This window comes from Paenibacillus sp. BK033 (assembly GCF_004345425.1).
Classification (GTDB): domain Bacteria; phylum Bacillota; class Bacilli; order Paenibacillales; family Paenibacillaceae; genus Pristimantibacillus.
Window position 1 is genome coordinate 60,212 of the sequence record NZ_SLVP01000013.1, and the last position, 14,542, is coordinate 74,753.

Annotated in this window: 13 protein-coding genes; 8 read left to right on the forward strand and 5 right to left on the reverse strand. The window is 47.9% G+C overall.

Annotated features, from left to right (window positions below):
- Nucleotides 1–7: 7 nt before the first annotated feature.
- The gene (locus tag EV294_RS27475) at nt 8–655 is read right to left on the reverse strand and encodes an FMN-dependent NADH-azoreductase (protein ID WP_132312814.1); all 648 of its coding nucleotides are present in this window, start codon (nt 653–655) and stop codon (nt 8–10) included.
- 185 nt (nt 656–840) lie between these two features.
- Between EV294_RS27475 and EV294_RS27480 the strand changes: the two genes are divergently transcribed.
- The gene (locus EV294_RS27480) at nt 841–1,344 is read left to right on the forward strand and encodes an Rrf2 family transcriptional regulator (RefSeq protein ID WP_132312873.1); all 504 of its coding nucleotides are present in this window, start codon (nt 841–843) and stop codon (nt 1,342–1,344) included.
- Between the two features lie 67 nt (nt 1,345–1,411).
- On the opposite strand, the gene EV294_RS27485 is transcribed toward EV294_RS27480, so the two are convergent.
- From EV294_RS27485 to EV294_RS27495, 3 genes are all read right to left on the reverse strand, one after another.
- On the reverse strand, nt 1,412–1,951 hold the full coding sequence (locus EV294_RS27485) for a DinB family protein (protein ID WP_132312816.1): 540 nt from the start codon (nt 1,949–1,951) through the stop codon (nt 1,412–1,414).
- Between the two features lie 66 nt (nt 1,952–2,017).
- Nucleotides 2,018–2,965: a helix-turn-helix transcriptional regulator gene (locus EV294_RS27490; RefSeq protein ID WP_132312818.1), complete on the reverse strand. Its 948-nt coding sequence runs from the start codon at nt 2,963–2,965 to the stop codon at nt 2,018–2,020.
- Nucleotides 2,966–3,007: 42 nt separating this feature from the next.
- Complete coding sequence (locus tag EV294_RS27495) at nt 3,008–3,472, reverse strand: GNAT family N-acetyltransferase (protein ID WP_132312820.1); 465 nt, start codon at nt 3,470–3,472, stop codon at nt 3,008–3,010.
- An 823-nt stretch (nt 3,473–4,295) separates the two neighbouring features.
- Here EV294_RS27495 and EV294_RS27505 point away from each other — a divergent pair.
- The 7 genes from EV294_RS27505 (at nt 4,296) to EV294_RS27535 (ending at nt 12,996) form a co-directional block, all read left to right on the forward strand.
- On the forward strand, nt 4,296–5,519 hold the full coding sequence (locus tag EV294_RS27505) for an extracellular solute-binding protein (protein WP_132312824.1): 1,224 nt from the start codon (nt 4,296–4,298) through the stop codon (nt 5,517–5,519).
- 21 nt (nt 5,520–5,540) lie between these two features.
- Nucleotides 5,541–7,367 (forward strand): ABC transporter permease, encoded by a 1,827-nt coding sequence (locus EV294_RS27510; protein WP_132312826.1) that lies wholly within the window; start codon nt 5,541–5,543, stop codon nt 7,365–7,367.
- 2 nt (nt 7,368–7,369) lie between these two features.
- The gene (locus tag EV294_RS27515) at nt 7,370–8,608 is read left to right on the forward strand and encodes an ABC transporter ATP-binding protein (RefSeq protein ID WP_132312839.1); all 1,239 of its coding nucleotides are present in this window, start codon (nt 7,370–7,372) and stop codon (nt 8,606–8,608) included.
- On the forward strand, nt 8,580–9,341 hold the full coding sequence (locus tag EV294_RS27520) for a PHP-associated domain-containing protein (protein WP_132312841.1): 762 nt from the start codon (nt 8,580–8,582) through the stop codon (nt 9,339–9,341). Before EV294_RS27515 ends, EV294_RS27520 begins: the two co-directional genes overlap by 29 nt.
- A 26-nt stretch (nt 9,342–9,367) precedes the next feature.
- Nucleotides 9,368–10,204 (forward strand): MurR/RpiR family transcriptional regulator, encoded by an 837-nt coding sequence (locus EV294_RS27525; RefSeq protein ID WP_132312842.1) that lies wholly within the window; start codon nt 9,368–9,370, stop codon nt 10,202–10,204.
- Nucleotides 10,205–10,382: 178 nt separating this feature from the next.
- The gene (locus EV294_RS27530) at nt 10,383–12,005 is read left to right on the forward strand and encodes an ORC-CDC6 family AAA ATPase (RefSeq protein ID WP_132312843.1); all 1,623 of its coding nucleotides are present in this window, start codon (nt 10,383–10,385) and stop codon (nt 12,003–12,005) included.
- Nucleotides 12,006–12,282: 277 nt separating this feature from the next.
- Nucleotides 12,283–12,996, forward strand: a complete 714-nt coding sequence (locus EV294_RS27535; protein ID WP_132312845.1) for a PmeII family type II restriction endonuclease — start codon at nt 12,283–12,285, stop codon at nt 12,994–12,996.
- A 64-nt stretch (nt 12,997–13,060) separates the two neighbouring features.
- On the opposite strand, the gene EV294_RS27540 is transcribed toward EV294_RS27535, so the two are convergent.
- Complete coding sequence (locus tag EV294_RS27540) at nt 13,061–14,437, reverse strand: DNA cytosine methyltransferase (protein WP_347813064.1); 1,377 nt, start codon at nt 14,435–14,437, stop codon at nt 13,061–13,063.
- Nucleotides 14,438–14,542 lie beyond the last annotated feature (105 nt).

Genomic DNA, 14,542 nt, shown 5'->3' on the forward strand with positions numbered 1-14,542 from the left:
ACACGGGTCAGACGGTTACTTTGCTTGCCAGACGCGCTGCTGCTTCTTGGGCTTCTTTTTTCGCTTTATCCAGTACCTCCGCTTTGTCCAGCACGTTAGTGCCTTGCGCGCGAATAATCTGGTAATCCTCGATGCCGAGGAAGCTAAACATCGATTTGATGTACTTGTGCGAGAATTCGTTATCCGTGTACCAGTCGTTGTTCGTGTAAATGCCGCCGCTGCCTTGGATAACGAGTAAGCTCCGGCCGTCAGTCAATAAGCCTACGCCGCCGTTTTCCGTATATTTAAAGGTCTCGCGAGCGATCATGACGTTATCCATGTAATCCTTCAGCCGGGAAGGAATATTGAAGTTGTGAAGCGGCATGATAATCACATATTTCTTTGCGCTTTTGAATTGCTGCAAGATTTCGTTCATCCTGCCGGTAACGCGTTTCTCTTCGTCCGTCAACTCGCCGCCGGAGGCCATCTTACCCCAGGCGCTTAGAACGGCGCTGTTTATTTCCGGGATTTCTTCGCTATAAAGATCGATTTGCTCAATCGATTCGTTTGGATTCAACTTGCGGTAGTTCTCGATAAAATAATTGCCGACTTGCAGGCTGACGGAAGCAGGGGAGTCCACAGTAGCATGTGCATTGATAACAAGCAGCTTTTCCATTATTTCACTCCTAGAATATTTTTTCTAATTGGCGACAATGTTAATCGCCGATTAGGTTTGACTCCAATATACGACTTCATCTTGGCAAAGTCAAATCCATTTTTATGGCAGACCCAAGGTTGACAATAGGCGCGGTTATCATTAAATTTATAGTATTTACCCATGCAATACTGGGAGGAGTCATGATGCAGTATAGTGTCGGAGTAGAATATGCCTTGCATTGTCTGGTTTACCTCATTCCAAACGAATCAACGATTGGGATCAAGGAGCTTGCTTTTTTTCAAGGCATTCCGGAGACCTATTTGTCCAAAATTTTCACAAAGCTTACGAAGGCGGGTATCGTCTCGTCGGTTCCCGGCGTTAAAGGCGGATTTAAGCTTGCGCGCGATCCGGACGCTATTTCCTTTTGGGATGTGGTCGAGGCCGTGGAGGGAAAGAAGCCGATTTTCCAGTGCCAGAACATCAAGGATAAAGGTTACGTTTACCGCAACCGCGATTGTTCGGACTGTACGGTATCGACGGGTTCCTGCTCGATTAATTTAGTAATGCTCGAAGCTGAGGAGACTATGCAGAATTATTTGCGAAGTAAAAAATTGTCTTGGCTGGAGGAGGAGCTGGATCGTGTGCTGCCTGCGGAGACACGCAAGCAGACGCGGGAGTTCTTCGCGAAGGGCCGTTCCGGAGACTAAATATAAAATAAATAAAGCAAACCGGCGTTGCCCATTCGGAATGGCAACGCCGGTTTGTTTTGGTTTTTCATACGCTTCCCAGAAAGGCTTTCAACCGTTCCAGCTGCAGGAAATGATGCCGGTAGTGCATCTCGACTAGCAGAAACCACTCCGTAGCGTTTAATGCTCCGAAATTAGGATGAGGGACGGTATGTTCTAGAGGCGCTTGGATTAGGGTTGGTTCAGTGCGTCTCATCCGTTCCGCGACGTCCCGAAGTCCTTCAATCAGCTGCTCCTTATTTTCCGGCTGCTCGGGCGTATACTGCGGGGAGGCCGGGACCCGGATTCGGATGGGGGGGAAGCTACCGAGCTCAAAGGCTTTCTCTCCGTTCTCTGTTTTCACGCCTGTGCCTGCCAGCACCGCTTCTCTTCCTTCGATGCATTGATCCACATTGCGCAGATGCATGTTCTGAGCGGACCGGATCAAATGAACAACCATTTGTCCAATGGACCATTCCTCCTCGCTTGGCTTAGCAAGCAATTGCTCCGTGCTCAAGTGGTTCAGTTCCTGTATATACCGTTCAACCGATTTTTCGAATGCGTGCAGAGCTTCCGTTGTGCTTCTCATTTCAATAACACTCCTTCTATATTTGGGATAATCCCAATATAAAAGAACGCTGCTGACAACAGTATGTCAGTAGCGTTTTAACATTTTTTCGGCTTCTTCCCGAACGCGGCAGCGTAGAGATTCCGGTTCCATCACCTCAACGTCTCCGCCCCAGCTAAGGATAAGGTGAAGAATCTCTTCCGGCGCCCGAACGCGCAGGTGTACCCACAGACCGTTCTCGCGTTCCTCCGCCGATTCGATATAAAAGCTGCCGGTCTCCGCGATTTTGTCGGCGATCTCGGGGTTGGCCCGCACCCATACATGCTCCTTGCGATCATCCTGCGGACGGTAACGGTTTAAGTTAAACCCGTGCGGCATGGCGAACGGCGTGTCGAGCACGGTTAGCTCCGTCATTCGCGACAGCCGGAAATGGCGGATATCCTGGCGCAGGCCGCAATGCCCGACCAGCATCCAATTGCCCTGGGCAAAAGCCAATCCGTATGGAGCCACCTCGCGGGTGCTCTTCCGGTTGCCGTCCGCTTCCGGCGTCTTTTTCTTATAGGAGAAGCTTATTTTACGACGCTCCAGAATGGCGCGCCGCACTTGTCCGAGAATGTCTTTTTCCTTCAAGTCGGTTCTTGGCTCTCCCGCATTCAGGAGCCGCATCGTTTCCCGGACGCGCGTCGACTCCTCCCGCACGGTCTCGGGTAGGATCGCTTCAATCTTGCTCCTCGCGGCCTTCGCTACTCTTGCGTAGTCGCCATCCAGCCGCTGCTCGATAAAGTCAGCGCCCATCAGAAGGGCGACCGCTTCCTCGGCCGAAAACCCGATAGGCGGCAGAAAATAGCCCTCCATCAGCGAATAGCCATGGCCGGGAGCGCCAAAGATGGGAACGCCCATCTCGCTTAGGGCTTGAATATCCCGATAGATGGTCCTCACGCTTATCTCGTACAGAGCGGCCAAATCCTCCGCTCTTACGACCTTGCTCCGCTGCAGCTCAAGCATGATGGCGAGCTGCCGGTCGGTTTTGTTCATTTTTTACCTCCGGTGTGCATCAATAAGTTGCCATTCATTAACTCATCCCCAATGCTTCTCCATGGCTTCCTCAGATGCAACAAAGCCATTGCGGGAATAGAACGCCACGCTTTCGCTGCTTGGCCAAAGAAGAAGGAACTCCGCCTGATTGTCCTTTGACCACTGTTCCACAGCGGCATGGATCCTGGTGCCAATCCCTTTGTTTCTATGAGCAGGGCGGGTATAGACGTTGGTCACGTAGCCAAAGCGAGGATCCGGCGATTTGCCTGGCCGAGGGACTTTATGAATAAGCTGCAAATACATATGCGAGACGATTTCATTGTCGATCTCAGCGACCCATATGTACCAATCGCCGCTATATATCGCTTTTATCAGAAATGCACTGCAAATCTTGTGAAACTCTTCATACCTTGTCGCGCCATTCCTGCGCTCATCCTCCGAGAACTCCCAACGCATTTGGACGAGAGCATCGACATCATCTAAATGGGCAAGCCGAATGATTTCCAAAAGGTGTCACCTCGTCGCGTACATCACATGTTCTATTTATTATACTTGGATCTTCTTAACATGGCCCAAACAAGAAAATAAAGGATAAAGGATCCTGCGTAAACAATGCCTAAATCCAGCCACAGGTAATCCGATAATACGTAATGATTTTTTGGAAAGTATTGAGCAATGGGAGAGAAGGGATTCGACTCGAATTCTTTTGCTATCATTGAGGTCTTTATGTGGCTATAGTATGAATCAACGCCTAACATACACATCCCGGTTATCGATGATAGAAATACCCCACGAATACAAGTCATGCCTATTCCATTAGAATTACTAGCCTTCGTTATCTTTGTCATTTTGCTGATCCCTTTTCTGTTGTCTATAACGCATAATGCCTACGGGTAAATTCAAGACTCCCATCAGGAAGCAGCTTATGATAGGCACCCATTCAAAAAACGTAGGGTAATTAGGCTTGCCATCCCCAACGGGGCCAATTTTCGGCTGATGCATATCCCAATACATATACAGTAAGAAGATTACCGGCAATAGAATGCATACGATGCTTGCAATGATATGGAATACTGACCTAGTCAAGCTGAATCCCTCCTTAGTACTTTAAGTATTCGCACTTCAGAAAGATATTTCCTTTATATGTAATCCCCTCGCTTCTCGCGCCTCAAAATGAAGAAAAACTTTCATAACGTGAAAAATAATAGTTTTTTACTAAAAATCCATATAGCCGTAACATGCCTCTTACAATCGGGCTCTATCATCTAACTCGAGAGACAAACAAAGATGAGGACGTGGAGAGCCCATCTACTAGGAGGAAATTATCCTTATGTTCATTTCGAAGAAAAAAACCGCTTTAGTCCTGCTTACGGCAGCATCCGCCATGACGATCATGTCGGCTTGCGGCCAAGACAACAAGAGCTCGAATACACTCTCGAATGCCGTTCCAACGGACGCGACGGCAAGCAGCAATGCAAACGCATCGGCGCCATCCGCAGATCCATCCGCTTCTCCCGCAGTAGAGTCAGTCGATGAATTATACGCAAAAGCAAAGGAAGAAGGCAAGCTGATCGTATACTCCACCTCCGGACGCGCCAACGATGCGGCGGAAACCTTCATGAAGCAATACCCGGGCATCAAGGTTGAAGTGAGCAAGGTGAAATCCGACGAGATGATGGACAAGGTGACGAAGGAGCAGGACGCGGGGCAGTTCAATCCGGACGTGATCATTACGAAGGAAGTCAGCGGGGCGGTTGAGGAAGAGATGGTCATGACGGGACGCTACCTGAAATACCTGCCGGAGGACATCGCGCCGATGGTCGACGAGCCTTACCGCACGCAGGCGGAAGCTTATGCGAACTACGTGGAGTTCCGGACTCTTTTCTATAACAAATCTACATACGACAAGGCGCCCGTTACGAACTGGTGGGATCTGACGACTCCGGAGTTCAAAGGCAAAGTGTACACGGCAGACCCGCTCAGCTCCCCGGCGTTTATGGACCTGTTCACGACGATGGTCATCAACAGCGACGACATGGCGGCGGCTTACAAAGAGAAATTCGGCAAGGACATTGTCCTGAACGGCACGGAAAACGCAGGCTACGAGTTCATCCAAGAGCTGTTCGATAACGGCCTTATCGTGTTAAAAGGCAGCGACGACGTCCTCGACGCCATCGGCAAAGCCAAAAGCGACGCGCTTGGCCTTGCTGTATCGGGCGACGTATCGAAGAACGAAGAGAAAGGCTGGACGATCGCCCCGATCTACGATATGAAGCCGAAAACATCGGTTCCGGATTCCGGGTACTTTTTCATCGCGAACAAGGCACCTCATGAAGCAGCCGCGAAGCTGTTCATCCGTTGGATGATGGGCGAGAAGGACGGTAAAGGCGAAGGTCTTGCTCCGTTTAACGAAGTAGGCTCATGGGTACCGCGCTCCGACGTGCAGACGAAGAACGATATTCCGTTCGAGTCGCTGAACCTGTGGCTGTTCGACGGCGATGCGCTGTACAAGACCGCACCGAAGGTGCGCGACTTCTGGATTAAGCAAAAATAAACCGGCAAGGTGGAGAGAGAATTGGCGAACAAACCGGCGCTAACCGTAAGGCGCACGCGGATCTATAACGGGCTGACGAGCTGGCTGACCAGTCCCGTGCATCTGATCGGGCTTGCAGCCCTGGTCTTTCTGGCGTATACGATCGCTTGGCCGGTACTGAAAATCCTGTATACGACCTTCATCTGGAGGCAGCAGGATGTCCGTCTGACGGGGGAAGCAAGCCCGGGGCATTTTACGCTCTATCATTGGACCCGCGTGCTGGCGAGCGATATGAGCATGAATTTGTTTTACAAGCCGATTCTTAATTCCCTTGGCGTTGGCTTCGCCGTCTCGGCGCTGTCGATGCTGATTGGATGCGGGCTGGCATGGCTGGTCGTGCGGACGAATGTTCCATGGAAAAAAACGATCGCTTTCCTGGCCGTCATCCCGTACCTGCTACCTTCATGGATAATTTCGCAAGCTTGGCTTACCTTCTTCAAAAACGGCAAAATCGGCGGAACGCCCGGCATTATGGAGGCACTCATCCATGTGTCTCCGCCGGACTGGCTGTCCTACGGCTTTGTGCCAATTGTGGTCTCCCTGTCGATTCACGACAGCGTGTTTTTCTTCCTGATCGTTGGGGCGGCGCTCAGCTCGATGAACAGCCAGCTCGAGGAAGCCGCAAGCGTAACGGGGGCGGCCAGATGGACCATTCTGCGGCGAATCGTGTTCCCGCTGGTGCTGCCGTCGATTTTGTCCGGTTTTATCCTGATTTTCACGAAGGCCATCAGCTCCTACGGGGTTCCGGCTCTGCTTGGTACGCCGGTGAACTTCTATATGATCTCGACGATGCTGTATTCCAGCATGCGTTCGCGGCTGACGACCGAAGCCAATGTTCTTAGCCTGACGCTGATGATCATCTCGATGCTGACGATTTATTTGAACCAGCGGGTAGTGGGGCGGAGAAAAAGCTTCGTCACCGTGACGGGCAAGGACAGCGCCAGAACGTTGACCTCCCTTGGACGCTGGAGATATCCGGCGGCGGGGACGGCGGCTTTTGTCATGATCCTGATCTCCGTGGTGCCGCTGCTTGTGCTGCTGTTCCAGTCCTTCATGCTGAAGGAGGGCGTCTATTCGCTCAGCAACTTCACTACGCATTACTGGTGGGGCGGCTCCGATCCGGACATTAACACCGGAGAGAAGGGCGTCCTGCAGAACAATATTTTTATGCTTGCGCTGAAAAATTCCTTATACATCGCGGGAGTCGCCTCCGTCATTGCGGCGGTTGTTGGCCTGGTCTTGGGCTACGTCGTTGCGAGGGGGAGGCAGTCGTGGATCGGCCGGATGGTGGATCAGGTATCTTTTCTGCCGTATCTCATTCCGGGCATCTCGCTTGCCGCGATCTATATCTCGATGTTTGCGAAGCCAACCCTGATTATTCCGGCCTTGTACGGGACGATTACGCTGCTCATTCTCATTACCGTCGTCAAAGAACTGCCGTTCACCGTTAAAGCGGGCAGCGCTTCAATGCTGCAGATCGGCAAGGAGCTGGAGGAAGCGGCGCAGATCAGCGGGGCATCGTGGTTTACGCGGTTCCGCAGGATTTTGCTGCCGCTTAATCAGAAGAGCTTAATGTCGGCGTTTCTTCTCGTGTTTATCGGGGCGATGAAGGAGATGGAGCTTATCATTCTGCTGATCACTCCGCGCACGGAGACGCTGACGACCATTACCTTCTATTATGCCGAGAAGGGCTATGAGCAGCTGACGAACGTTATTCTGATGATCATTATCGCGATCGTCATCACGGTATATTTCCTCGCGGTGAAGTTCGGCAAGGCCGATCTGACGCAAGGGATTGGAGGGCAATAACCATGAACGCAATCGAGCTGCAGGGCATCCACGTCGCTCTGGATGGGAAGCAGGTTCTTCACGATATTAAGTTAACGATCAAGCAAGGGGACTTCATGACGTTCCTCGGACCATCCGGCTGCGGCAAAACAACGCTGCTCCGCACCATCGCCGGCCTGCAAAAGGCCGACGCCGGAACGATCACGATCAGCGGACGCGAAGTCGCGAACGGCGAGACGCAGTTCCATATGGAGCCGTCGAAGCGCAGGCTGAGCCTGGTTTTCCAAAGCTACGCTTTGTGGCCGCATATGACCGTGTACGAAAACGTCGCCTTTGGCCTTCAGGTACGGAAGCTGGCGAAGGCGGTTGTGCGCGAAAAGGTAGAGGCAGCGCTTGGCAAAATGCGCATCGCCGAGCTTGCCGGCCGCTACCCTAGCGAGCTGTCCGGCGGCCAGCAGCAGCGCGTCGCCATCGCCCGCGCCATCGTCACCGAGCCGGATATTCTCCTGCTCGACGAGCCGCTGTCGAACCTCGATGCCAAGCTGCGCGTCGAGATGCGCGCCGAGCTGAAGCGGCTCCATCAGGAGCTGAACACAACCGTCATCTACGTCACGCATGACCAGCATGAAGCGATGACGTTATCGACGCAGGTGGCGGTCTTTTTCGGCGGACGGATCGTCCAGCTGGATAAACCGCGGCAGCTATACAAGCATCCGAAAACGCTGCAAGTAGCGGAGTTTATCGGAAGCGCGGGGATGCAGATGAACCGTCTGGAAGGAGTCGTCCGTACAGATGAGGAAGGATTGAGCTGGCTAGAGACGCCGGTGGTGTTGATTCCACTTGCTGGTGGAGACAACTACTCCAAACCTCAACTCGCGAGTGATAGCTTCCCCGATCCTTCACACCTCGCGCGAGGTGTGAACATGCAGGATGGGCAGGAAGTGGTGCTTACTATCAGGCCGGAAGATATCCGGCTGTACGAGGAACGCTGTCCAGGGAGCATCGCCATGTCGGTATCGGCGGTATTCCCGTCCGGCGCGGAGACGCTTGTCCAGCTGGACGCCGCAGGCATGTCCTTGATGGCCCGCGTGATCGGTGAATCCGAATACGAGCCGGGCATCACCCTGTACGCGGTGCTGCGCCAGGACCAAATGAACGCTTACGATAAGAAATCAGGTATCCGAATGGAATTGGCATATGCGAATCACAACAACGAACCGGGGGAATCCACTCATGAAAATCGACTTTCATATTCACGTTAAGCTTTCGAAGAAAACCAACTTCGAAATTGAACATTTTAATAGCATGATCAATGAGGCAAAGGCGCAAGGCCTTAACGCGATTACGCTGACGGAGCATTTTAACACGCACCGCTTCGAAGACGTATACGGCACGCTCGATAAAATGTACCCTTGCAATAACCACTATTACAATGTAGATGGCTTCAAGCTGTTCACCGGCATGGAAGTCGACGTAGCCGAAGGCGGCCATATCCTCGTCAGCGGACCAAAAGATAAGCTGCTCGAAGTACGCGCGTTACTGGAGGATCACCTGACAGCGGACCGTTTTATAGGATTGGAGCGTCTGTTCGAGCTGTGCCACCCGCGCGGCTTAATGGTCATCGGTGGACATCCCTTCCGCGAATCCAATCATCTCTACCATATCGACAAGGAGCTGCTGAGGCGCTTCGATGCGTTCGACCTAAACGGCAAAGACCTGCATGAGATCGGCATCCAGGAAAATATCGCGAAGGTCCTGACGCTTGGCGCCGAGCTTGGCGTACCGGTTATCGCGGGAAGCGACGCGCACCAAATGTTCCAGGTGGGTTGCGTATACAATCAATTCGAGGGAGATTTCGAGACCGTAGCCGAGCTGAAGGAAGCAATCCGCGATGGAGCGTACAAGCGCGTGATCTCGCCAAGCCTTGATCTGCAGGTGCGCGCGGCGAACTACGTGAAGAAGCTGCTGAAGAAGAAAGTCGAAGTTGTAGTCTAACAGGGTGCAGACGGGGGAGAATCGTAATGGTATTCGGAGTTGAGACGGAGAAGCTCACTCGCGGTCACCAGCGGATCGCGGATTATATAAGCAAGAACATGGACGATGTACCGTTCATGATAGAAGAAGATATCGCAGCGGCATGCGGCGTGAGCGTCTCCACCGTCTCTCGCTTCTGGGCCGAAGTCGGCTCGAAGAACCTGAAGGAATTCAAGCAGCGCGTCAAAGACGAGGCGCTGCTTTCTCCTGCTCGGAAGCTGCAGTCTGCCTTCGACAAAATGGAAGGCGATAGCAGCGCAGCAGCCAATGTACTGGGTGCGACGGACTACCTCCAACAATCCGCCGATCGTATCGATCAGGCAGCGTTTGATGCAGCAGCGGGGATGCTCGCTCACGCGGGCACCGTCCATATCTACGGTCCCGGCTCCGCCGAATGCTTAACCGCACTAATGGACTTCCGCCTCTCGCGCTTCGGCGCCGACGTCCGCCGCCTGGATCGCGGCGGTCACGAGCTGTTCGAGAGCATGGTGCCGATTCGTCCGGAGGACGTGATCGTCATCTTCGGCTTCGTCTCCGAATCCCCGGAGATGGCCGTCCTGCTCGACTTCGCCCGCGAACGCAGCTGCCGCACCTTGCTCATCACCGACCTCGCCGTCAGCCCCATGCTCGCCAAAGCCGACATCTCCCTCTTCACCGCCCGAGGCCAGCTCTGGGAGTTCCACTCGATGGTGGCTCCAATCGCGGTCATCGAGGCGCTGATTGTTGCGGTGGGGAAAGAGCGAGCGCAAGCTGCGCTTGCGGGGAGTGAAGAGCTGCACCGCCTGCGGCGGAAGTATTCGAAGTTGTTGCCGAAGCGGATTTGAAACTGCTGGAGCGAAAGTCCATTAGATTTTTCTAGGTAATGAATATATCTCGTTTAAGATTTATCACGATGAGTCCTACCATTGTAGGCATGTTTTTGTTAAATTACTTGTCCTGTTATATCCAAAATGTTACAATTTAACATGCTGATGACTTAGAGTTAATGGGGGTTTTAGTAAGATGCCTACGATGATAAAACTTGATTATGCTTTTTTTCAACACGATGCGCAAGCTCGCTTTGATCCAGAAACGCATATTAATATTGGGGTAAATATCGATAAATACATTTCATCAGAGGGAACTAATATTCTTATTGAAGGGATCAGAGGATCAGGAAAAACTCATATTCTAAAGATGATAAACACAAGATATCTTGATAATTTCGTAGAACTAAGAGTTCTGCCGATTTACTTATCAATGGCGGAAGTAGCTGAATTTGTTTCTAAAGAAGCCTCACTTTTCCGAACTCATCTATATAGCGCACTTATTCTAAAAACAATTAGAACAATTAAAGAGAGTAATGGTAAAATTAACCTTCCGCAGAAGAGCGGTATTGCAGGAATGCTTCAAAAATTAGGTCAATTGTTCGGTTTAACAGAAGAAGCAAGCTTTGATACACTTATTAACAAAATTGAGGATTACGCGAATCGGTTACATCAAGAGCTACTAAATAATCCGTCTAAAATATCTGAGATGACAAAAAATGTTGATGAGATTAATGCTTCCATTGATGTAAAACCATTTAAAGTTGGTGGAAAGGCTTCGGAAGAGTCTACTTATTCAATTGAATACCTAACTTACAAACTAGCACATCTCAATGCTTCAAAGTTTTTAACAGAATTTTTTCGATACCTCACTGAGGTATTACAATTACATCATTCTTTACTTTTAATTGATGAATGCTCGGATTTACCAGTTGAAGCGCAAATAGAAGTCTTCCGATTATTTAAGCTTGTTCGCGGTGGAACCCAGGTAAGTGATGAAAGGAATTTTATGTACTTTATGGGTGGGGTCTATCCACCACAAGCAACTCATTATCCATCAAGAAGAAATGGAGAACCATTTGATTTTGAACCCGGTAATGACTGTTCTGAGGAATATTTAGAATTAGATGTTCAAGTGGATTTCTATGAGGAATTTTTCAGAAACCTCTTGATTTCAAGGATGAAGAAATTTAAACCGGCTCATACTTCTTACAATATTTTAGACTTGTTTGAAGACGACCGGTCATTTTTAACTGCTGCATATGCAGCACACGGTCTCCCTCGTCGTTTTTTTGAAATTATTCACCAAGCCTATGAGAATTTGGAAGAGTATATATCAAGCCGTCCCTCAGATGATACTAAGACTTATAAAATTAGATTGGTCGATGTGAACTCTGCAATTGATACTATTGTAACAAGTAACATTTTGAGTTCAAACAAATATTCCAAGGAAGACTTTACTGTGCTGGAAACGATAGCTGCAGCTTTACGAAGACGTAATAAAAAGGTCGAAACCGAGGCCTCAACTAAGGAAAATTATGTTCCTATAAATTTTTATTTTTCATGCCCACGAAGCAAAGAAGAAAAAATAGGAAACTTGATTGCAAAAGGTGTTTTCCACAATCAATCTAGGACAAGAAGCCTAAAACATACAGTTGCGGGTATAGGTGGAAGAGGGTTGGTTATTATGATTGACCTAGCGGTATCAATGACAGAAGGAACGATACCTACGAAAAATAAAGCTTTAGAGTATTTTAGGAATGACGCGAAATTAAGTGCCAAAAATGGTTATGAGTATTGTCAAACTATTGATTTTTAAATTATCGAGGGTCTAGGGAATTCCCGATGACCCTTTTACTTATTATTAAGATAACATGTCGTTACAGAAAGCGCGGAGAACCGTATCACAAATAGTGGTAAAGCGGAGAGTTGCATTAGCTATTAGTTTTCGACTTAAGACTTCATTAACAAATCAAACAACCTTAGCAGTAGTTCGCTATTGGGGTTATTTGAGTTTTTAATAAAAATAGTATAGAAGAACCAATCTCATGGTATAATGGTGGGAAAAAATTGTATTAAGGGGATGAAGACAAAGCATGTCAATAAGCCCAACTTCACCAGATGAAATAATAGAAAAAGCAAAAGTATTTTTTAGAAAGGAAATTGCTGCAAGCCACCTTGTAAATACAAAAAAGCTAAAGAACTTAAATGAGTTCGGCTTGAATCCATTTTTAGATAAGTACAAAGCCAACTTTCTAACTGGAAATGATGATCCTAGAAGTATTGCAAAGGCACTTGTGTATCCTAGGGTGCTTGGAACATCAATCAATACAACATTCGGAAATAAACTCCAAAAATTTTGTAGTGAAGTATTAGAAGGCTTTGCTTCCACTACGTCTGGCATTGACATTGAATATATTGATAAAACAGATGGGCGAAGAAAATACTGCCAAGTAAAAGCGGGAACCAATACAATCAATGCCGATGATGTAGAAACAATCATAGGCAAGTTCAAAGACGTTCGCAATTTAGCAAGGACAAACAATCTGAATGTTGGATTAAATGACCTTGTAGTTGGAGTTTTTTATGGTACTGATGCAGAACTTAGTGGGCATTACAAACGATTAAACCAAAGCTACCCTGTAATTGTAGGTAGTGAATTTTGGTACCGGATAACTGGCGAGTCGGATTTTTATCAACGGTTAACGGGAGCGATAGGTGATTTAGCAACTGAATTCGATGGCTCTCAAGTTATAGAGGATGTAATAGACAGTTTAGCTGAACAAATAAAAAATAATATTAATAAATAGAATTTATTGTAGTGAATACACGAAAAGCAACAACAATATGTTGATGCTTTCCGTGTATTTTGTATTATTTTGTAACGAGCTCTTTACTTGGTGCTTGGTTAGAAAGCTTCAAATTAATTTCGTTTAGTGAATTAGTAATAGCTAGTCCAATAGCTTTTGCCATATTAACTGGAACTGCATTTCCGATTTGCTTATAAGCGTTATTCAGAGAACAGTCAAATTTCCAGTCGTCTGGGAAGCTTTGAATTCGTGCATATTCTCTTAAGGTGAAAGGTCGAGTTTCATCAGGATGACATCTTTCAGTCTGTTTTTGTGCAGGAGAGCAAGTTAATGTTAATGATGGTTCATCCCAGGATAGTCGGCGAGCCATGCCTGTCCTGCCTCCACCGGAGTAATAACTCTTGCCCATGTAACTTTTTGCAATATCCTCGGGCAAGTCTCTCCAGTATCCGCCAGCAGGAACTAGATCGAGAATTTTTCTTTTTGATTCAGGGTATTTTGCCCCCTCAGAAGGCGGCACATTTTTTAGTACGTCCTTTAATGTTAAGTGATAACCGAAAGGCTTTGGAAACTTGATTTCTGTGTATTCTGCGAGATCTTTTCTGACGCCAATTATAACAATGCGTTCTCGTTTTTGAGCAACGTCATAATCCAATGCTTTTAATAACTTCCATCTAACTTCATACCCAATAGAGGCGAATACGTCCAGCATTGATTGCAGGGTTTTACCACCATCATGATTAATTAAACCGCGAACATTTTCCGCAAGGAACATCTTCGGTTTCAATTCTTCAAGAATTTTAGCGTAGTAATAGAACATTGTGCCTCGAACATCATCCAGCCCCATTTTTTTACCTGCGTAACTAAATGCTTGGCATGGATAACCTCCGGATAAAAGGTCAATTTCTTCTGTCTCCGGGATGAACTTACGAATCCCCTTTTCTGCAACTTTAATAACATCATCCTCAATGACATTCCATTTCTCCCTGTTTTTCCTTAGGGTTTGGCATGCAAACTTGTCATATTCCACGAGACCCAATGTATCAAATCCTGCTTTTTCAAGACCTAACGCTAGTCCTCCTGCTCCAGCAAAGAGCTCTACAACATTGTAAGTTTTTGATGGAATTACATTTCTCACTTCTATGTAATCATCAATATTATCTGGAAAATTGGAGTATATAGGTTCGTTTGATTTATCAATATCAATGGAATCATTCGCAAAATACATTTCAAGTTGTTCTTTAATAAGAATATCATCGATTGGGATGTCGAGAATGTCACAGAGCTTTCTGGCATTGGATTTAATAGGATCGAATTTTGGGGATAACAAGATGGACAATTGGTTCTTGCTTATATTCATTCTTTCTGCAAGCTCTGTTTGGGTAGTGATACCAGCTTTTTTCATTTGTAATCTAACTTTATCTTTGCTTATAGTATACAAAAAAGATATCCCTCCAATGTTAATATATTTATTTAACTTTTATATGGTTATTATATATTATATGGACAAGTTCGTCAAAAGAAAAAGCAGTTCATTGAGAGCTGT